This window comes from Nitrospira sp. (assembly GCA_030692565.1).
Classification (GTDB): domain Bacteria; phylum Nitrospirota; class Nitrospiria; order Nitrospirales; family Nitrospiraceae; genus Nitrospira_D.
In genome coordinates this window covers 1-19,501 of sequence record JAUYAO010000040.1, presented here as the reverse complement: position 1 = coordinate 19,501, position 19,501 = coordinate 1, and the positions used below count along the sequence as shown (strand labels likewise).

14 protein-coding genes are annotated in these 19,501 nt (G+C 60.4%); 11 read left to right on the top strand and 3 right to left on the bottom strand.

The genetic code is table 11. The features are described from left to right. Window positions 1-152: 152 nt before the first annotated feature. From Q8N04_09760 to Q8N04_09740, 5 genes are all read left to right on the top strand, one after another. Window positions 153-722 (top strand): hypothetical protein, encoded by a 570-nt coding sequence (locus tag Q8N04_09760; protein MDP3090953.1) that lies wholly within the window; start codon window positions 153-155, stop codon window positions 720-722. A gap of 105 nt (window positions 723-827) precedes the next feature. After that, on the top strand, window positions 828-1,343 hold the full coding sequence (locus Q8N04_09755; protein ID MDP3090952.1) for a ubiquinol-cytochrome c reductase iron-sulfur subunit: 516 nt from the start codon (window positions 828-830) through the stop codon (window positions 1,341-1,343). An 8-nt stretch (window positions 1,344-1,351) separates the two neighbouring features. Beyond that, a complete protein-coding gene (locus tag Q8N04_09750) occupies window positions 1,352-2,665 on the top strand; it encodes a cytochrome b N-terminal domain-containing protein (GenBank protein MDP3090951.1) in 1,314 nt (437 codons plus the stop codon). Between the two features lie 83 nt (window positions 2,666-2,748). After that, window positions 2,749-3,186, top strand: coding sequence for a cytochrome c (locus Q8N04_09745; GenBank protein MDP3090950.1), 438 nt, complete (start codon window positions 2,749-2,751; stop codon window positions 3,184-3,186). A 30-nt stretch (window positions 3,187-3,216) separates the two neighbouring features. Beyond that, window positions 3,217-4,428, top strand: a complete 1,212-nt coding sequence (locus Q8N04_09740; protein MDP3090949.1) for a hypothetical protein — start codon at window positions 3,217-3,219, stop codon at window positions 4,426-4,428. 51 nt (window positions 4,429-4,479) lie between these two features. Here Q8N04_09740 and Q8N04_09735 read toward each other — a convergent pair whose 3' ends face one another. Beyond that, on the bottom strand, window positions 4,480-5,328 hold the full coding sequence (locus Q8N04_09735) for an SHOCT domain-containing protein (protein ID MDP3090948.1): 849 nt from the start codon (window positions 5,326-5,328) through the stop codon (window positions 4,480-4,482). Window positions 5,329-5,396: 68 nt separating this feature from the next. Between Q8N04_09735 and Q8N04_09730 the strand changes: the two genes are divergently transcribed. The 6 genes from Q8N04_09730 (at window position 5,397) to Q8N04_09705 (ending at window position 15,634) form a co-directional block, all read left to right on the top strand. Continuing rightward, on the top strand, window positions 5,397-8,102 hold the full coding sequence (locus Q8N04_09730; GenBank protein MDP3090947.1) for a calcium-translocating P-type ATPase, SERCA-type: 2,706 nt from the start codon (window positions 5,397-5,399) through the stop codon (window positions 8,100-8,102). A gap of 50 nt (window positions 8,103-8,152) precedes the next feature. Continuing rightward, entirely contained in the window at window positions 8,153-10,522 is a 2,370-nt protein-coding gene (locus tag Q8N04_09725) for a glycoside hydrolase family 57 protein (protein ID MDP3090946.1), read from the top strand. 162 nt (window positions 10,523-10,684) lie between these two features. Further along, on the top strand, window positions 10,685-11,179 hold the full coding sequence (locus Q8N04_09720; GenBank protein MDP3090945.1) for a DMT family transporter: 495 nt from the start codon (window positions 10,685-10,687) through the stop codon (window positions 11,177-11,179). Continuing rightward, window positions 11,146-11,754, top strand: a complete 609-nt coding sequence (locus Q8N04_09715) for a DMT family transporter (GenBank protein ID MDP3090944.1) — start codon at window positions 11,146-11,148, stop codon at window positions 11,752-11,754. Before Q8N04_09720 ends, Q8N04_09715 begins: the two co-directional genes overlap by 34 nt. 75 nt (window positions 11,755-11,829) lie before the next feature. Beyond that, entirely contained in the window at window positions 11,830-12,834 is a 1,005-nt protein-coding gene (locus Q8N04_09710) for a hypothetical protein (GenBank protein MDP3090943.1), read from the top strand. A 13-nt stretch (window positions 12,835-12,847) separates the two neighbouring features. Further along, window positions 12,848-15,634, top strand: a complete 2,787-nt coding sequence (locus Q8N04_09705) for a cation-translocating P-type ATPase (GenBank protein ID MDP3090942.1) — start codon at window positions 12,848-12,850, stop codon at window positions 15,632-15,634. Between the two features lie 17 nt (window positions 15,635-15,651). Here Q8N04_09705 and mgtA read toward each other — a convergent pair whose 3' ends face one another. Further along, window positions 15,652-18,174: a magnesium-translocating P-type ATPase gene (gene mgtA, locus Q8N04_09700; GenBank protein MDP3090941.1), complete on the bottom strand. Its 2,523-nt coding sequence runs from the start codon at window positions 18,172-18,174 to the stop codon at window positions 15,652-15,654. 15 nt (window positions 18,175-18,189) lie between these two features. Then, the gene (locus Q8N04_09695) at window positions 18,190-19,422 is read right to left on the bottom strand and encodes an ABC transporter permease (protein ID MDP3090940.1); all 1,233 of its coding nucleotides are present in this window, start codon (window positions 19,420-19,422) and stop codon (window positions 18,190-18,192) included. Between the last annotated feature and the right edge of the window lie 79 nt (window positions 19,423-19,501).

The following is a 19,501-nucleotide window of genomic DNA, read 5'->3' as shown; positions in this document are numbered from 1 at the left end:
TGACTCTCTGAAAGCGATTCAAGGTGGCAGGAGACCGCAGCCGTGTGGGGCGACTTATCGATTGGCTGGTCTTCTCGCCAACCGGAGGAGCCTTCAGCCGGTCAGGCAAATGAGGTTGAGGAAGTTCCGGTTCAGGCAGAGGAGGTCCGACCATGATCACGCGCCAACTTATATCTCTGCTGTGGGGCCTGAGCCTTGCCATCGGGCTGCAAGGCTGCGCAGGCCCAGGCGCCCTTCACCTGATACCGAGCAGCGAAGCGGGTCTGGCGAGCTACTACGAGCGGCAGGCTCAGGACTTGCGCCAGATGGCAAAGGACTGGGAGTTTATGGCCGAGTTTTACGAGAAGCATCCGGAACTCGCGCCACGGGGGGAAGCGGCTCGGCACGTGGCCCACTGTCGGGCCATTGCCGACAGTTATCGCAAGGCGGCCGATGAAGCCGAGGCGCTGGGGATTGCACACCGGGAGGCCTCGGCTCAGCGGCTCTTGGACCGCCAGGACCATGCAGGCCTGGCGAAATACTACGCGCAGCAAGCTCAGGAGTTTACGGGAAAGGCGAAGGATTGGGAGTCCCTGGCCGAGTTCTATGAAACACATCCCAAAAAGTACGACACAGTCCAAGCGGCCGAGCATGCCGCTCGTTGCCGCGCGATTGCGGAGAGCTATCGCAGAGCGGCTGCGGAAGCCAAGGCGATGGCAGCCGAACATCGGCCAAGGCTTTAGCGCGCCGTGCTTCCTTTGTCGTCATACCGGGCAAGACCCTGTCGGCTTGGCGGAACGACGTAGCCAAACCGAGTGCTTTCAAAGAAAAGAGGAGGAAAGACTCCCATGCAATTAGGTTCTGACGCTGAAGGACGGAGGCCATTTCTGGCCTGGCTAACTGGATCGATCGCCGCGCTGATTGCGACAACGATCGGAATTCCCCTGTTGGGCTACACCATCTTGCCTGCCCTGAGACGGCGTGCACCGGATTGGGCCGATGCGGGGCCGATCGACTCTCTGGTGCCGGGTCGCCCTGGTGAGCGAGAGCTCGTGCTGTCGGTGACAGACGGCTGGCAGAAGACCACTGCGAAGAAATCCGTGTGGGTCGTCAAGGACGACAAAGGGGCTATAACAGTGTATGCGCCCATCTGTACGCACCTCGGCTGCGGGTACCGTTGGGAGCCTGATAAGGAACAGTTTCATTGTCCGTGCCACCATAGTTTCTTTTCGCGAGATGGGAATGTCTTGGCGGGTCCTGCGCCGCGCTCGCTGGATGTCCTCCCAGCGAAAGTCCAGGACGGGCGGCTCTTGGTCATGTACAAGGAATTCAAATCTGGCGCTTCGGCGAAGATCGAACTGTGAGGGCCCCTATGAGTGGACGGTTGTATCAGTGGCTGGATGAGCGGCTGAAACTCACCCCTGTTCGCATTGCACTGTTAGAGGAGCCGATCCCTGGAGGCGCAAGCTCGATCTATGTCTTCGGCAGTATCGCGCTCTTTTGCTTCTTCCTCCAGTTGATCACCGGGATGTTCCTGGCAATCTCCTACTCGCCCTCGACCGAGCATGCCCATGCCAGCATCCGGTACATCATGGACGAGGTTCCATTCGGATCGTTCATCCGGGGACTCCACCACTGGGGGGCGAGTGCAATGATGGTCGCCATCGGGCTCCACATGCTCCAGGTATTTCTCTATGGCGCCTACAAGCGCCCCCGTGAGCTGCTGTGGGTGGTGGGCGTCGTTCTGTTTCTGCTCACGTTGGCCTTCGGGTTCAGTGGGTATCTCCTCCCATGGGACCAGCGTGCCTACTGGGCGACCCAGGTGGGGATCAACATCGTGGGAACGATTCCCCTGGTCGGCGATCTTCTGATCAGGATCATCCGGGGCGGGCAACAGCTCGGGGCGATGACACTGAGCCGCTTCTATGCGCTTCACACGCTCTTCTTACCCTGGCTCCTGATGGGGTTCATCGTGTTGCACCTCTTCATTCTTCGACGAGTAGGCCCTGCTGGGCCCTGGGATGAAGCACGGGGCCTGGCCTTCTCGGAGCCATTCTGGCCGAAACAAGTAGCCATGGATGCCGTCGCGATCGGCATCACGTTCTCGTTGGTAGCAGGCCTTGCGCTCAGCCTGCCTGCTCCTTTGAGTGATCCGGCTAATCCTTCTGATACGAGCTTTTCACCGGCGCCCGAGTGGTATTTCCTCTTCTACTATCAGCTCCTCAAGTACATGAAGGGTCCCTGGGAGATCGTGGGCACGGTGGTGCTCCCTGTCCTGTTTTACCTTGCCTTGTTCTTGCTGCCCTGGCTGGATCGTCAACCGGCTCGTCGGCCCTTTTCTCGCCCAGTCGCGATAGGGCTGGGCGGCGTGTTTCTGCTCGCGGTGCTCGTCCTGCTGACGATCTCGATGCGGGAAGTGGCTTCGCTGCCCGTGACCGATCCGTCGGTGCTGCGGGGCCAGCTGCTGTATCAGCAGCTGGGGTGTGCGGGATGCCACCGTATTCATGGGACGGGAGAGGCTGTCGGCCCAGATCTCTCGTACATCGGCCAGGCGCGCGATCGGGACTGGCTCATGCGCCATTTCAAAGACCCTCAGTCGCTCGTGCCCGGTTCAGAGATGCCGCCCTATGAACTCAGCGGGCAGGAACTGACGGATCTTACGAACTACATGGTGTCCCTGAAGTGATGGCTCCAAGGAGGCATGTGATGACTGTATCAGCCAGTAAAAGGGAATTAAGCCGATCGAGGAGAAGGTATCTGTGGTCCAGCATGGTCTTGCCGGTGCTGTTAGGCATGTCCATGCTGGTCCTCATAGGTGGGCAGCCTCGTCTCTTCAAAGGCATCGCTATGGCCGCCTCTGAGGAAGAGATCCCCGCAGGATACAAGGCGAAGGGGATGCCATCCGGGTGGCACGATGATCCGAAAATCCGGGCAGCAGGAAAAGACGTGTTCGAGGGCCAAGCCAAACCAGATGTCAACTGTGCCAGGTGTCATGGGACTGATGGCAAGCCGACACGTCTCGGAAAGGGCGCGCCGGATTTGTCTGATCCGACCGTGGGCCAGAACCATTCGGATGAGTACTGGTTCTGGCGCATTTCCGAGAAGAAGCCCGGCTCCAAGATGCCGGGTTACAAAGATAAGTTGAGTGAAGAGCAGCGGTGGCAGGTGATCGCGTACCTGCGGACCTTAACGCAGTCGGGCAGGTAGACCGCCCAAGGAAGGTGAGGAGAGGTGAGGATGAAGAAACCGCCACTATCGGTGATCCTCGTGCTGATGCTCGTGGTGTTGGTCGCTGTGGTGTTGTCGTCCGCCCGGCGGGCTTCGGCCATTCCCACGTTTTCACGCGAACACGGGCTCAAGTGCAGCGACTGCCATACAGCGTTTCCACTGCTGAACGAGTTCGGGATGGAGTTCAAGCAACGGGGATTCCGGCTGCCGGGCGAGAACGGCAAGTATCCCTGGGAGCTGAAGAGTCTGCCTGTTTCCGTTATCGGCACGATGCAATACCTCAACGCCCATCAGGATGACCCGGTGACCAAGGCGAGACTCTCCACAACCAGCAAGGCCGAGATCGGGGAAGTCGAGCTGATGGCCGCCGGCACCGCCGCGCCGAAGGTTGGGTTTCTGGCCGAGTTCGCGCAGGAGGTGGCGGAAGGGGGAGCCTTCGGGAATGAGCAGATCTGGCTGCAATTCAGCGACCTGCTGCCGGCCAGTGTGCTCAACCTGCGGGCCGGCCGCATGCTGAACGAACAATACTATCTTTCGCAGAAACGGCGGCTGACCTTCCAGCGGTATCTGGCGCCGGTGACGTTCAATGTGACCGGCGTCGAGTTAAACGGATATTGGTCCGGGATTCGATACGCAGCCGGGATTGTCAACGACGAGCGAGAGGAAGGGGTGAACACCCCGGCGGTCAACCTTGAGAAAAAGTTCCAAGGTTTCTACACGTGGGGGACCTATACTTTGTGGGATCACATTGTTGGGATTAGATACATCAACACAAAGGCGAATTCCGACCAGCCCTCCCCGATCATTGACGGACGGACTCGGCAGCAACTGGACGCGACGCTGAATCTCCGCTTCGGCCGCGGCCAGGTCTTGCTCGGTTACTACCACAACTGGGATATCGGAGGAATCGCCAAGCAGGATCGACGGAACTATCTCGTCGAGGGCATCCTCGAGGTGCTTCCCGAGAAACTTTTCCTGGATGCCCGCTACGAAATGCAGGATACCGGTGTGGTGGCCGGAAGCCCCAATAATCCGGTCAAGGCAAACGGGACGCTCCTCACCACACACATTTCCTATTACGTGACGGAGAACGTGCGAGTAGTGGCGGAGTTCTCCAAGGCGAGTGGAGAAGGGTTGAACGTCCTCGGGATTGGGGAACCCAATGGTGTCGCATCCAGCAGTCAGGAACGGTACTTGGCGGGGATCCATTTCGGGTTTTAGAGAAAGGCGGACGTGGTACGTAACGTCGTCGGCCAATAGTGCGAGACGTGGTCAGAAGCGTTTGAGGATTTCTTGACGCTTCTGCAGGTATTCGTCGTCGGTAATCAGCCCCTGTTCGCGCCAGATCTTCAACCGGTGTAGTTTGCCTTCGATCATCGCAGCCGGACTCTCCGGCTCGGTCTGAGACGGAGAGGAACCTCGGCCAGGCTGCAAAAAGCCGGCGAGCCATGCGCGGTAGTCGACCGAGAGAGCCTGGGCAGCGGTTTTGGCGATGCTCTTCGGGAGGTCTTTCTTGGCCAGCGTGGTCTGGTAGGGTCCGGTCACGAAGTGAACATCCACCTCTCCCAGCGGGTGAAGCGGCGCGTCCCGGGCTGTCTCGAGCTTTCGTTGCGTTGTGGCAGGTCTCCGGGCATTAGCCAGCAGAAGAACGAGCTGATCGCCCTGGATGAGCAGTCCGCCTGTGGTGATAAGGGGAATGCCGTCCTCACGGGTCCGCCGGAGGAAAAAGACCGCCGTTTCGTTGGGCCGGGCTTGGGCCAACGCGGCCAGGAGATAGGGGGCGAGGAGTTGGGCATCGTCATTGGGGAAGGCTGGTTCCGGCTGGGGCTCTTTCCTCAGGACCCAGTAGCTGAGAAAGCTGATCTCCGGCTGGATCCTCACGGATCGCAAGAGCGCAGCGAGATCAGCGACGGTCAACTCAGGAATGCGTCCAGCGGGCGCGCCAGAGACGTCCTCCTGAAACAAGGGACTGTCTAACCGCACAAGAATGGTTGGGTCTTCGTACACTGTATGGGAAAAAACGGGAGAGCTTGCACAGCTCGCGAGGAGGAAGGCCATCACTATGGCGGCAAGGCTGGAAGTGATCCGTGCCTGCTCGGAGTAGGTGGCCAGGATTCTCATCGAGCAGGATTATAGCAGATGAACTGAGAAGGACAGCGATCGATGACCTCTTCAACGCTGGAGGCGACATGAACTCACGCGAGTGGCACACCCAGACGCCGGACGAACTTGAGACAACCTTGCAATCCAATCTGGACAGAGGATTGACTGAGCGGGATGCCCGGCAGCGCCTGGTTGAGTACGGCCCGAATGAACTGCCCGAGGCTCCTCCGGTCTCAGCCCTGACTCTCCTCCTCGGACAGTTCACAAGCGTCATCATCTGGGTGCTGATCGGAGCAGCGGTCATCTCCGGGCTGCTCCAGGAATGGGTGGACGCAGCCGCGATCCTCGCCATCGTCTTGCTGAACGCCGTCCTGGGCTTTGTGCAGGAGTATCGAGCCGAGCAGTCCATCGCGGCATTGAAAAAGCTCTCGATCACGATGGCGCGCGCGATCCGAGAAGGGGTGATCCGGTCAATTCCAGCGCGTGAGCTCGTGCCGGGCGATCTCATTCAGGTCGAAGCCGGCGATCGCGTGCCAGCAGACAGCCGCGTAGTCTATGCAACAGGTCTTCAGACGCAGGAGGCCTCGTTGACCGGCGAATCGATCCCAGTCGCCAAATCAGCCGAGCCGATTCCCCACACAGAGGTACCCTTGGGTGACCGCCATAACATGCTCTTTATGGGGACCATTGTCGTCTCCGGAAAAGGGCGCGCGCTGGTCACCGCCACCGGAGCCCAGACGGAGCTCGGAAAGATTGCCGCGCTGATTCACCGCGAAGCCCAGGCAGAGCAGGAAGAGACGCCGCTTCAACGTCGGCTGGAACAACTGGGGCATAGCCTGCTGTGGTTGTCCCTCGGCATCGTCACGGTTGTGTTCCTGCTCGGGGCCCTCCGCGGAGTGCCCCTTGTGACGATGTTCCTCACCGCCGTGAGCCTGGCCGTGGCGGCGATCCCTGAGGGCCTGCCCGCCGTGGTCACCATCACGCTCGCCTTGGGCGTGACGCGGATGGTGAAACGGCATGCCTTAATTCGCCGCCTTCCAGCCGTCGAAACGTTGGGCTCGACGACCGTGATCTGCTCCGACAAGACCGGCACGCTTACGAAAAACGAGATGACTGTGACGGCCCTCTATCAAGGAGGAGAAATCTTCACGGTGACCGGCGAAGGGTACGCGCCAGTCGGGGAGATCCGGTCGGACAGTGAGCCAACGACACCGGCCCTGAAGCCAGGACTCATGACGCTCTTGCGTGCCTCGGTGCTGTGCAATGGTGCCGACCTTCGACTGGAGGCCTTTCTCTGGCACATCGTGGGTGATCCGACGGAAGGCGCATTGCTGGTCGCAGCGGCCAAGGCCGGACTGACAAAGAATCATCTCGAACAAGAGAACCCCTGGTTGGGCGAAGTGCCGTTTGACTCAGAGCGAAAGAAGATGACGGTGGTGCGCCGGACTCCCTCCGGTCCCATCGCCTTTATCAAAGGCGCCCCGGATGTCTTGCTGCGCGACTGCCAAGCCTGGCTCACGCGAGGCGGCGACATCCAGCCGCTCACGGATGCGATCCGCCAGGAGATTACGGCCACCAATCAGCGCCTTGCGTCTCAAGCGCTCAGAGTCCTTGGGGTGGCCATGCGTCCGCTGGACCGGATTCCGGACGTCTATGACGCCAAGAATCTGGAGTGCGACCTCGTGTTCTTGGGATTGGTCGGGATGAAAGATCCGATCAGACCGGAAGCGAAGGCGGCGGTGGAAGCCTGTCGTGTGGCCGGGATTCGAACCGTCATGATCACCGGAGATCATAAGGACACGGCGATCGCCATTGCGAATGAGCTCGGCCTCATGGAGCCGGGCGCGCAAGCGATCTCAGGTGCGGAGCTGAACCAGCTCTCGGATGAGGAGTTGCGCGATCAGGTGAAGGCAGTGGCCGTCTATGCGCGTGTGACGGCAGAACACAAACTACGAGTCGTCCACGCGTGGAAGCAACAGGGAGCAGTGGTCGCGATGACGGGCGACGGGGTGAACGATGCGCCCGCCCTCAAAGCGGCGGACATCGGGGTGGCGATGGGCATGAGCGGCACGGACGTGACGAAAGAAGCCGCCGACATGGTGGTGACCGATGATAACTTCGCCTCCATTGCGGCGGCCGTGGAGGAAGGCCGGGCGATTTATGACAACATTCGGAAGAGTGTTTACTACCTGCTCTCCTGCAACATCAGCGAAATCCTATTGATGTTGCTGGCGACGCTGTTCGGCCTCCCGCTCCCGCTGCTGCCGGTGCAAATTCTCTGGATCAACTTAGTCACGGACGGCTTGCCCGCCCTCGCTTTAGCGGTGGATCCGGCGGACGCGGGTCTGATGCAGCGGCCTCCGCGTCCGCCGCAAGAGCCGTTCCTCACTCGGGCACGCTTGCTGAGACTCTTGATCCAGGGAACCTTCATCGCCGCGATCACACTCCTGGCGTTCGTGTATTGCCTCTACGGCATGGACCTCAATCTGGAGCGGGCCCGCACCCTCACGTTTACCGTGATGGTTCTGGCGCAGCTCTTCCATGCCCTAAATAACCGGAGCGAGGACCGATCGGTCTTTGCGCTTGGCCTCTGGACGAACAAGCCGTTGCTGGCCACTGTCGCCTTGTCTGCGCTGCTCCAAGCCGCGATTGTTTTCTGGCCCCCGATTCAAGGCGTGTTCAAAGTCGTCCCCTTCGATCCTGAACATTGGCTTCTGGCCATTGGCGTAGGGATGCTACCGCTCGTCGCCATGGAAATCTGGAAGCTAGCAAAAAAGAACGCTGACAGATAGAGCCGGACAACACAGATGTCACTGTGTTCGGATTAAGAGCGTGTACGACCATGGTCATCTGGCATCTCACACCTGACGCCCCGCGCTTTCCGTTTTTCGTGAGCGCGGGGCAGCACGTCAATCTCCAGTTCGGCAGCTGGCCCATCGAGGGGGGGCAACGAACTTGGATCGAGTATCAGGTCCTGCACCAGGACGGCACGGTGCATACAGGGCAGGTGGAGAGCACCTGGAATGTCAATCGGGAGGCCAACAGCTACTGGTTTCTGAACGTCGGCCCGTTTGCGGACGGGGATCGGGTGGAGTACCGGCTGAGGGGAAGCTCTCCGGCCGGGTCCTGCGACGGGGAGCCCTTCTCGTTTGTCGTGAGCCCGAAGCTTCACCTTGCGATTCTGTGGCACCAGCACCAACCGCTCTATAAAGATCTGCACGCCAAGCGACCACAGGGGTCATACCGGTTTCCCTGGGTGCGCCTGCATGCCATTCGAGACTACTACGCCATGGCGGCGCTGCTGGAACAGCATCCGGAGGTACATCTCACCATCAATCTCACGCCCGTCCTCCTCCAACAGCTCGAGGACTATACTGAACGCGGGGCGACAGACCGCGCCCTGGAATTAACTCTGACCCCGGCGGCCCGTCTGTCCGCCGCCCAGCGAGAGGAACTCCTCGCCACGTTCTTCGAGGCCGACTGGCACACCCAGATCTTCCCCTGGCCCCGCTATCGCGCCTTGTTCGAGCAACGCCAGGACGGTCGCTCGTTCACGGTTCAAGATCTCGCTGATCTCCAGATGTGGTTCAATGTGGCCTGGTTCGGCCCGGAGTTCCAGGAGGGAGCGGTGACACTTCCCAGCGGGGTAGTGGCCTCCGCGCTGAGCTATATCGCGCAAGGCAGCGGATACAGCTCGGACCAGATCGCCCAGATGGTCCTGGAGCAACTTACGATCATGCGCAACGTCGTCGCGATTCATCGCCGGCTTCAGGACCGCGGACAGATCGAAGTCTCCACCACCCCTTTTTACCATCCCATTCTTCCGCTGCTTGCGGATACCGATCAGGCCACGATCGACCGCGACGGTGCCACCCATCCCACGCGCTTCCACCGGCCTGAAGATGCGACGGCGCAGGTGCATCAGGCCGTGACCTTCTACCAGGAACGGTTCGGCCATCTGCCTGCGGGGATGTGGCCCGCCGAGGGCGCGGTCGGGCAGTCGGTGATTTCGCTGTTTGCCGAGGCCGGCATGCAGTGGATCGCCACGGATCGGGGCGTGCTGGAGCGGTCAGGGCAGTACGGGTACAATGTCCAGGATCCGAATGTGCTCTGCCAAGCCTACCGGGCGGAAGATGAAACGGGCCGGGGTGTGGCCGTCTTTTTCCGCGATCCGGTCTTGTCAGACAAGATCGGCTTTCACTACCAACATTATGCAGATGCCGGCCAGGCTGCAGCAGACTTCGTGCGAGAACTCAAAGAGCGCTTCGCCTGGCGGGTGGACGATCCAGAAAACCGGATCGTCTCGATTATCCTGGATGGGGAAAATGCGTGGGGGGCCTATCGTCAACAGGCACGCCCGTTCTTGCATGCCCTGTATGCCGCGCTGGTGGCCGATCCAGAGATCCGGACCGTCACGTTTCGCGAGTATCTCGAAGGCAATCCCGCACGCGGCGTCCTGGGTCATCCCGTGGCTGGGCTGCGGAAAGTCTATGACCTCTTCGAGGCGAGCTGGATTGATGAGAATGGCTCGCGACCGGGGAACGACCTCGGCACGTGGATCGGAGAGAAGGAAGAAAATCAGGCCTGGAACTTGTTGCGGGAAACTCGTGATCTTCTGGACCGCGTGAAGGCCACCCCAGAGCGTCATCGCAAGGCCTTTGACGCACTCTACGCGGCTGAGGGGAGCGACTGGTTCTGGTGGTTCGGCGAGGATCAGGCCTCGGATTCCGATGTCGAGTTTGACGACCTGTTCCGGACGCATTTACAAAATGTCTATCGATCTCTGCGACGAAGGCCGCCCGCGGTTTTGACTCGTCCCATTGTCCCTCATGCGCCGATTTGGACCTTTAGCAGGCCTATTCGATCGATCTGGGCGGGTGACCGGCTGATCATTCGCACGAACTGTCCTGGCCGGCTCGCGTGGAAGACGAATGCGCAGGAAACGTGGACCGAGGCGATCATGGTCCCCGCAGGGGGTGTCATGGCGGCGGTGCATCGCTTCGGTCTCGCGCTTGGTCCCTTTGCCCCGTCCGTCCGATGGGTGGAGTTCCGATTCCGTTGCACGCATGCTGCGTGCTGCGGAACAGATGCCTGTTGCCGCTCAGAGTTCCAGCGGGTTGAGATTCTTACTGACGAGTCTAAACCGCTCCCATCTTCCCGCATGCGGAAACGATCACCTTCTGTTCGGAGTAACCGGAATAGGAAGACGTAATGAAGATCCAGACCGTATTGAACGTGCCGCTGGCCCAACGGCAGTTGCGCGGGCGGCCAGAATCACGCTGAGTCAGTGACTTCTCATGGTGAGACAGGAGTTCAGCGTGCAACCGTGAAAAGGGGAGCGGACGATGAAGGACCACATAGGCCCAGTGTGGACATGACCGCTGCCGGCAATCGAGCAAGAGGCGGCCTCTATGGCTTAGCAGCAGCAGCCCTCTTCGGGATCAGTCTCCCTTTAACAAAACTGCTGCTCCCAGAAAGTGGACCTCTGCTCATTGCAGGCCTGCTGTATCTCGGCGCCGGAATCGGGCTGTTGTGCTTTGAGCTGAGGGTCTATCGCCACTCGAAGGTTGCGCGAGGTGAGGCACCAATCCAACCTACGGACCGATGGCTGTTGGCTGGAATCGTGGTGGCCGGCGGCATCCTTGGACCGGTCTTGATGTTGTGGGGGCTCCAGCGCCTCTCCGCGGTTGCCAGTTCTTTGCTGCTCAACTTGGAAGCTCCGTTGACGATCGCGTTGGCCATTCTCTTCTTTCGGGAGCATCTCGATCGGCGCGAAGTCCTTGGGGCCCTCGTCATTAAGGGGCAGCTGCCGTCCTCAATTACCACCCAGGAGCCGTGCGCACGGATTGGCTGGGATTCGTCGCGATAGTGGGCGCCTGCCTCTGCTGGGCTATCGATAACAATCTGAGCCAGCGTCTCTCGCTCCGTGATCCAATTGTGGTAACGGGGATCAAGACCTTGGGAGCGGGCGCCTGTATGGTAAGCCTGGCCATGCTCACCGGTCAGAGTTTGCCTCGACCCTCGATGCTTATGGCTGCGCTTGTGCTAGGGCTGTTCAGTTATGGCCTGAGTCTTGTGCTGGACATGCAAGCTCTCCGCTTGGTAGGGGCCGCCCGCGAAGCAGGATACTTTGCGACCGCGCCCTTCATCGGCGCCGTGGCCGCTGTGCCGATTGTCGGTGAGCAATGGGGATTGACCGAGTTGGCCGCCAGCGCGGCTATGGCGGTGGGTGTGACGCTCTTGCTGAGCGCCCATCATCGCCATCTGCATGTCCATGAAGAGGTGGAGCACGATCATACGCACGTGCATGGCGAGCACCACCAGCACGAGCATGAGGAGCAGATCGTCACAGAGGAATCGCATACACACGCGCACCGGCATCTGCCACAGGCGCATGATCACCCGCACGTGTCCGAGCTGCATCACCGCCATGAGCATGGATAGATTGCTGCATACTATTGGGATACACTCCGACCAGCAAAATTATTTGGCTTACTGTACCGGAATAAAGGGATACGGATGCCCTGGGTGCTGTTTTCAGTGAGCGCGGCGGTGATTGTCGTTGCCGGGACGAGGCTCTCGCGGTACGGAGATGAGATTGCCGAGTTGACGGGATTGGGGCGATTGTGGATCGGCGTGATCCTAATGTCTACAGCCACGTCGCTCCCGGAAGTGTTCACAACCGTTAGCGCCGGCTGGATGAATGCCCCGGATTTGGCGGCCGGTGATTTATTCGGTGCCGGCATGAGCAATATGCTGACGCTGGGCCTGATCGATTTGATGCATCGCCAAAAACGGGTCTGGCAACAGGCCGCTTTGGGGCATGCGCTGACGGCGACGCTGGCCATGCTGTTGACGGGACTCGCCGCTTTTTTTGTGCTGCAGCCGGTCCAGGTGAGCCATGTCGGCGTGGGCCTGGGCAGTCTGGCGCTCTTTATCCTGTATGTGCTGGGCATGAGGCTCGTCTTCCGGCAGGAGGACATGGATCGTCGTCAGCGCGAGCAAGCCGTGGTGGTCGAGGGCACCATCGCCAAGCAGGATACCCTCGCCCGTCGTGCCGAGTTGCGTCGTGCGGTCATCGGTTTCTCCCTCGGGGCACTGGCCCTGCTGGTCGCTGCGCCATTCCTGGCCTGGTCCGCGGCGCGCATCGCCGAAGAGACCGGCACCAGCGCGACCTTTATCGGCACATCGCTGGTTGCCATCACGACCTCCTTGCCGGAGTTGGTCACGGCCGTCGCGGCGGTCCGGTTGGGCGCGTTCGATCTGGCTGTGGGGAACCTGTTCGGGAGCAACGCCTTCAACATGGCGGCGTTCCTGTTCGCCGATCTGGCTTATCGAGACGGCGGCCTGTTGGGGAGTGTCAGCTCGGCCCACGCCCTCACCGCGCTCTGGTCCATTTTGATGATGAATATCGGCTTGATGGGAATCATTTATCGAGCCGAGAAGCGGTTTATGTTGATCGAACCGGACAGCCTGTTGATGATCGTCATGTACGTGCTGGGATTGTGGCTATTGTTCAAATAGGGCAGAAGAACATATGACAAACGCACCGGCGCAGACAAACAGTTCCTGGCACACCAGCTCAGTGGCATCAGCGGCCACCGCCCTCTCTACGAATCATGAGGCCGGGCTCGAGTCCGAGGAGGTGCTTCGGCGGCAGATGCGCGAAGGCTTTAACGAACTGCCTGAAGCTCCTCCCCCGTCGCTGCTGAAACTGTTCTTTTCCCAGTTTGCCAATGTCATCGTGTGGGTGCTGATCGGCGCGGCGGTGGTATCCGGCCTGTTGGAAGACTGGCTCGATGCGGCGGCGATCGGCACCATCGTGTTTCTGAACGGGCTGCTCGGGTTCGTGCAGGAGTTCCGGGCGGAGCAATCCCTGGCGGCGCTGCGGAAGATGTCCGTCTCAATGGCCCGGGTGATTCGTGAAGGCGTGCTCCGGTCCATTCCCGCCCGGGAGTTGGTCCCCGGCGATCTGATCCTCCTGGAGGCGGGCGACCGGGTTCCCGCGGACGCCCGCCTGACCTACGCCGCAAACTTCCAGTCACAGGAAGCCTCGTTGACCGGTGAGTCGACGCCGGTTCAAAAGCACGCCGGTACGCTCGACGCAGTGGACGTACCTCTCGCCGATCGGATCAACTTGGTGTTCATGGGCACCATCGCGGTGTCGGGCAAGGCCCGCGCGTTAGTGGTGGCGACCGGTCTCCGGACGGAACTCGGGCGTATCGCCTCGATGATTCAGCAGGCTTCTGAAGCGGAGCGGGCTGAAACGCCCCTTCAGCGAAGGCTGGAGCAGTTCGGCTATACCCTGTTGTGGCTGGCCCTGGGGGTCGTGGCGGTCGTTTTCGGGTTGGGATATTGGCGAGGGGAGCCGCTGCTGGTGATGTTTCTCACGTCGGTGAGTTTGGCGGTGGCGGCAGTGCCGGAGGGGTTGCCCGCGGTGGTCACCATCACCCTTGCGCTGGGCGTGACGCGCATGGCGAAGCGGCATGCGTTGATTCGCAAGTTGCCGGCGGTGGAAACGCTGGGATCTGCGACGGTGATCTGCACCGATAAGACCGGCACGTTAACGAAGAATGAAATGACGGTCACGAAACTCTTTGCCGGCAATGCATCCTTCGACGTCACGGGCGAAGGCTATGAGCCGATGGGGGAGATACGACAAAGAAGTGCTGAGTTGAACGTGCTGAGTCCTGAGTCATCCGGTCAAAGAGGAAACTCTTCCTCACCTAGCTCAGCACCCAGCACTCAGCACTCAGCACTTAATCCCGGACTTCTCCGGTTGTTGACGGCAGCGGTCCTGTGCAACGGCGCGACTTTGAGACAGGAAAACGGAGCCTGGCAGGTGATCGGCGATCCGACGGAAGGGGCGTTGCTCGTTGCTGCAGCGAAAGTCGGGCTGACGAAAGAAGAGTTGGAACAGGCCGCCCCGATCGAGGCGGAACATCCCTTCGATGCTGAGCGAAAAATGATGACGGTGGTTCGACGGGTGGCCGAAGGGAGCAAGGCCTATGTCAAAGGGGCGCCGGACGTCTTGCTGGCCCGCTGCACGCATCGCATGACGTCGGACGGACGAATTGAGCCGCTGAGTGACCAGCAACGGAAAGCCATTGTTGTGACGAACGCCTCTCTGGCCGGGGAAGCTCTTCGTGTCCTCGGGGTGGCGGAGCGGCCTGTCGATAGTCATGGCACGAATCTGTCGGCCGATGCCGTGGAGCGTGACCTGGTGTTTCTCGGTTTGTGTGCGATGAAGGATCCCTTGCGTCCAGAAGCGAAGGAGGCGGTGCGTCTTTGTCGGGAGGCCGGGATCAGCACGGTGATGATTACCGGGGATCACAAAGAGACGGCCGTGGCGATCGCACGGGAATTGGGCCTGCATGATGGCGAGGGAAGGGCGCTCTCTGGCTCAGAACTCAACGATCTCACGGACGAGCAGCTGGCTACCATGGTCCGGCGCGTGACTGTCTATGCCCGCGTCTCGGCGGAGCATAAGCTGCGCATTGTCCAGGCGTGGAAACGTAGCGGCGCGATTGTCGCGATGACCGGGGACGGCGTGAACGATGCGCCGGCAATTAAGGCGGCCGACATCGGTGTGGCGATGGGACTCGCCGGCACCGATGTGACGAAAGAAGCCTCCGATATGGTGGTGACGGATGATAACTTCGCCTCGATTACCGCGGCGGTGGAAGAAGGACGGGGGGTATTCGATAACATCCGCAAGACCGTGCATTTTCTCTTGTCGTGCAACGTGAGTGAAGTACTGGTCATGCTGTTTGCCGCGTTGTTGGGATTACCGCTTCCGCTCCTGCCGATTCAGATTCTCTGGATGAATCTCGTGACTGACGGCATTCCAGCCCTGGCTTTGGCGGTTGATCCCAAGGCTCCTGATTTGATGAAGCGTCCGCCGCGCAGACCGGAGGCCCGCTTGCTCGATGGCGGGCGGTTGTGGGCGATCGGCGGCGAGGGGCTGATGCTGGCGGCGCTCGCATTGGGTGCCTTCAGTTACAGTCTGTATGGTTTGCATCAGGGCCTCGATCAGGCCAGGACGGTGGCCTTTACCGTGATGGTCGTCGCGCAATTGGTCCATGCGTTCAACTGCCGGAGTGATCGGTGGTCGCTCTTCCAGCTTGGTTTCGGCACGAATCGCGCCCTGGTCTGGGCCGTGCTGCTCTCGCTCGCGGTCCAGATTGTGGTGCTGACCGTTCCGGCGGTTTCCCCGGTGGTCAAGGTGGCTCCCTTGCCGATCGAAGACTGGGAATTGATGGGAGCGGCGGGTGTGTTGCCGTTTGTAATCATGGAAGCGATCAAGTGGTTGAGACGACGGTGAGTCGTGGGATGGAGGCATCAGGCCCGGCTATTGGCGTAGAAGTATTTCTTGGCCAGCTCGGCGGTGAGGATGTATCCGGCGAGGATGGCGGCGAGGAGAAAGAGAAATGACAGCGGCATGGGCGTCAATCCCAGCGGCGCCGCGATGGGGAGGACGGGCAGCAGCAGCGTCACGGCTGCGACTGCCAGGGTAGCGAGCGCGAGGGCGCGTCCCGGTGTGCTGGAGAAAAACGGCCGTCTGGTTCGAATGACGAGCACAATGGCCGAGGCGGAAATGACGGATTCGATGAACCAGCCCGTCCGAAACTGTTCCGGTGAGGCGTCGAGAATCCACAGCAGCGCGCCGAACGTCAGGTAGTCAAAGACCGAGCTGACGAGTCCGAATGTCAGCATGAATTTTCGGATGAAGGCGATGTCCCAGCGTCGCGGCCGGTCGATCAGTTCAGGGTCGACGCTATCGGTGGCGATCGTCATTTCAGGAATATCGGTCAGTAGATTCGTGAGGAGGATTTGCTTCGGCAACAGCGGGAGAAACGGAAGAAACAGCGAGGCGCCGGCCATGCTGAACATGTTGCCGAAATTCGCGCTGGTAGCCATGAAGACGTACTTCAGGGTGTTCGAAAATGTGGTGCGCCCTTCCCGGACTCCCTGGATCAGCACGGATAAGTTCTTTTCGAGCAGTACAATGTCCGCTGCGTCTTTCGCCACGTCCACGGCGCTCTCCACAGAGATGCCGACGTCCGCTGAATGGAGCGCAGGGGCATCATTGATCCCGTCTCCGATATAACCCACGACATTGCCGGAACGTTTTAAGGCCAGAATGATGCGGTCTTTCTGGTTCGGTTCGATTTCGGCGAAGACATCGATGTCGTTCACCTGGTGAGTCAGGGCTTCGTCTGTCATGCGGCGGAGATCCTGGCCGGTGAGCAGCCGCTGGTGGTCCATCCCTACCTGCTGGCTGACGTGGGCGGCCACGAGATGGTGATCGCCAGTAATGATTTTGAGGGAGACCCCCAGTCGGCGGAGCGAGGCGATGGTATCGGCAATGTCGGCCCGCAGCGGATCGTGGAAAACCAGGAGTCCCAGGAAGGTCATGTCCGTCTCGTGTTCCTTTCCAAGACGAGTGCAGGCGTCCATGGGGCGGATGGCCAGGCCAAGAACGCGAAAGCCCTGACCGGTGAGATCGTGAAAGTGGCGGGCGATCCGGTCCCGGACCGCGTCGAGGGGCACGGAGTGTCCGTCGGCCACTTCAGCGTAGGCGCAGGCGGCCAATGTTTGCTCCAAGGCGCCTTTGGTAATGAGGAGGGAGCCGGTCGTGGTGGCGACGAGAATGGATAATCGTTTGCGTACGAAGTCGTAGGGCACCTCGTCCAGCTTGCGGTACCCGTTGAAATCCCATGCGCGATACGTGCGGAGGGCCTCGTCGAGCGGGTTGATGAAGCCGGTTTCGTACGCGGCATTCAGGGCCGCGTGAAAGAGCACGCGTTCACTCGGCTGCCCCGCGACATCGAGCGCGCGTTCCAGATGCATCGATCCTTCCGTGAGCGTGCCGGTCTTATCGGCACAGAGCACGTTCATGCTGCCGAAGTTCTCAATCGAGTGGAGCCGCTTGACGATCACTTTCTGCTGGGCCATGCGCTTGGCCCCGTGCGAAAGGTTGACGCTGATGATCGCCGGGAGCAACTGCGGTGTGAGGCCCACGGCCAGCGCCATGGAAAAGAGGAACGAATCAAGGACGGGGCGTTGCAGATAGACGTTGATGGCGAAGATGGCGAAGACGAGCAGGAGGGTCACTTCGAGCAGCAAATAGCCGAACCGGCGGACGCCTCGTTCAAACTCGGTGTCCGGCTGGCGGTGCATCACCTGGCCGGCAATGCGACCGAACTCCGTGTCTTTGCCGACCTGCACGATTGCGGCGGTCGCATGGCCGCTGATCACGTGGGTGCCCATGAAGAGACTGTTGGTCCGTTGATTGACCGGTGCCGTGGACGGCACGACCGAAACGGATTTTTCAGCCGGGTACGTTTCGCCGGTCAACGTCGCTTCGTCGACGAAGAGATCTTTGGATTCGAGGATGAGGCCGTCTCCGGGAATGCTTGAGCCGGCCGACAGCGTGATGATGTCGCCGGGCACGACCTCATCGAGCGGAATGTCGAGCGCCTTCCCCTCCCGCAAGACCGTGACGGTCACGTGGACGAGGGCGAGGAGCGAGGCGACGGCTTTGGCGGCGCCGTGCTCCTGCCAGAATCCCAGGAAGGCGCTGACCAGGATAATCGTGAGGATGATGAGCGCGTCGGTACGATCGGCCAGAAACAACGACATGGTCGCGGCAAACAAGAGAATGAGAATGATCGGACTGCGAAATTGCGCGAGCAGGACATACAGGGGACGAATATCCTGGCGGGGCTTCAGTCTGGAAGACGCATACTGCGTTTGGCGCTGCCGTGCTTCGTCGGGATGGAGCCCTTCCGGTCTGGTTTGCAGCCGGTCGAGCAGTTCATCGGTCTGAAGACTCCAGAACGCAGGGAGTTGCTCGTTCATGCAGTGGCCTTGGGCCTACTCATAATGGAGTGCCTCGATGGGATTCAGTTTGGAGGCTTTGTTGGCCGGATAGAGGCCGAAGAAGATGCCGACGACGAGGGAAAAGAAAAACGCGGCGGCCACGGCCGGCATAGAAATAATCGTCGGCCAGCCGATCAGGTTCGTCAGGAGTAGCGAGATGCCGATGCCGGTCCCGACGCCGAGGATGCCCCCGATGGTGGTCATGATGATGGCTTCGATCAGAAATTGCAGCAGGATATGAATCCGCTTCGCGCCGACGGCCATGCGCAGCCCGATTTCCTTGGTTCGTTCCGTGACCGAGACGAGGAGAATATTCATGATGCCGATGCCTCCCACGACGAGCGAGATGGAGGCAATGCCCATCAGCATGAGCATCATCGTCCGGCTCGTGCCGGCGACGGTCTTGGCGATGTCCTCCATGGTGCGGATGGTGAAATCGTCGTCTTCGGACGGCTGGACATGATGTCTCGCGCGCAGGAGTTCCTTGATGTCCTCCACGACGGCGGGGATGTCATGCCGCGTCTGCGTCGCCACTAGGATGATCCCGACGGTTCCGAGAAACTTGGTGCCCAGGACTTTGCGTTCGGCGGTCGTAAACGGGAGCAGGACCAGATCGTCCTGGTCTTGTCCGGTAATCGATTGTCCCTTGGGCGCCAGGACGCCGATCACACGCAGCGGGACGTTGCGGATGCGAATCTGACTGCCCACGACTTCATCCCCTGGCTCGAACAGGTTCTGCGCGACGGTTTTCCCCAGGATCGCGACCTTCGCCGCCGATTCCATGTCCGACTGGGTAAAGAAGTTGCCTTGCACGATCGGCCAGCTGCGAATGTCGGTAAATTGGGGGGTCGTGCCTAGTACGACAGTGCTCCAGTTTTTGTTTTCACCGATCACCTGCAGGACGGACCGGGATCCATACATCACCATGGAGACGCTGCCTATTTTCTTCTCGATATCTTCGGCGTCGTCCACGGTCAGGGTCGAAATCGTGCCGAGCCCGCCGCGTACGCCCCCGACGGTAGTGGTTCCGGGAATCATGATGAGGACGTTGGTGCCGAGGCTGGCGATTTCGGCTTGGACGGAAGCTGTCGCGCCCTGCCCCAGGCTGACCATCGCCACCACTGCGCCGATGCCGATGATGATGCCGAGCATGGTCAGTCCGGCCCGCAGCGGATTCCGGCGCAGGATGCGCAGGGCGGAGAGCATGGTGAGCCACAGGAACGACATTGGTTTGGTCTATCTTATCTATCCTGTCTATGTGGTCATCTGGTCACTCTCGTCTGTCGGGTCGTCTGGTCTATCGTGT

Bases quoted from the DNA above. Each gene is read 5' to 3' on its own strand.
- Q8N04_09760 (MDP3090953.1), top strand. From the start codon at position 153: ATGATCACGCGCCAACTTATATCTCTGCTGTGGGGCCTGAGCCTTGCC.
- Q8N04_09755 (MDP3090952.1), top strand. From the start codon at position 828: ATGCAATTAGGTTCTGACGCTGAAGGACGGAGGCCATTTCTGGCCTGG.
- Q8N04_09750 (MDP3090951.1), top strand. From the start codon at position 1,352: ATGAGTGGACGGTTGTATCAGTGGCTGGATGAGCGGCTGAAACTCACC.
- Q8N04_09745 (MDP3090950.1), top strand. From the start codon at position 2,749: ATGGTCTTGCCGGTGCTGTTAGGCATGTCCATGCTGGTCCTCATAGGT.
- Q8N04_09740 (MDP3090949.1), top strand. From the start codon at position 3,217: ATGAAGAAACCGCCACTATCGGTGATCCTCGTGCTGATGCTCGTGGTG.
- Q8N04_09735 (MDP3090948.1), bottom strand. From the start codon at position 5,328: ATGAGAATCCTGGCCACCTACTCCGAGCAGGCACGGATCACTTCCAGC.
- Q8N04_09730 (MDP3090947.1), top strand. From the start codon at position 5,397: ATGAACTCACGCGAGTGGCACACCCAGACGCCGGACGAACTTGAGACA.
- Q8N04_09725 (MDP3090946.1), top strand. From the start codon at position 8,153: ATGGTCATCTGGCATCTCACACCTGACGCCCCGCGCTTTCCGTTTTTC.
- Q8N04_09720 (MDP3090945.1), top strand. From the start codon at position 10,685: ATGACCGCTGCCGGCAATCGAGCAAGAGGCGGCCTCTATGGCTTAGCA.
- Q8N04_09710 (MDP3090943.1), top strand. From the start codon at position 11,830: ATGCCCTGGGTGCTGTTTTCAGTGAGCGCGGCGGTGATTGTCGTTGCC.
- Q8N04_09705 (MDP3090942.1), top strand. From the start codon at position 12,848: ATGACAAACGCACCGGCGCAGACAAACAGTTCCTGGCACACCAGCTCA.
- mgtA (MDP3090941.1), bottom strand. From the start codon at position 18,174: ATGAACGAGCAACTCCCTGCGTTCTGGAGTCTTCAGACCGATGAACTG.
- Q8N04_09695 (MDP3090940.1), bottom strand. From the start codon at position 19,422: ATGTCGTTCCTGTGGCTCACCATGCTCTCCGCCCTGCGCATCCTGCGC.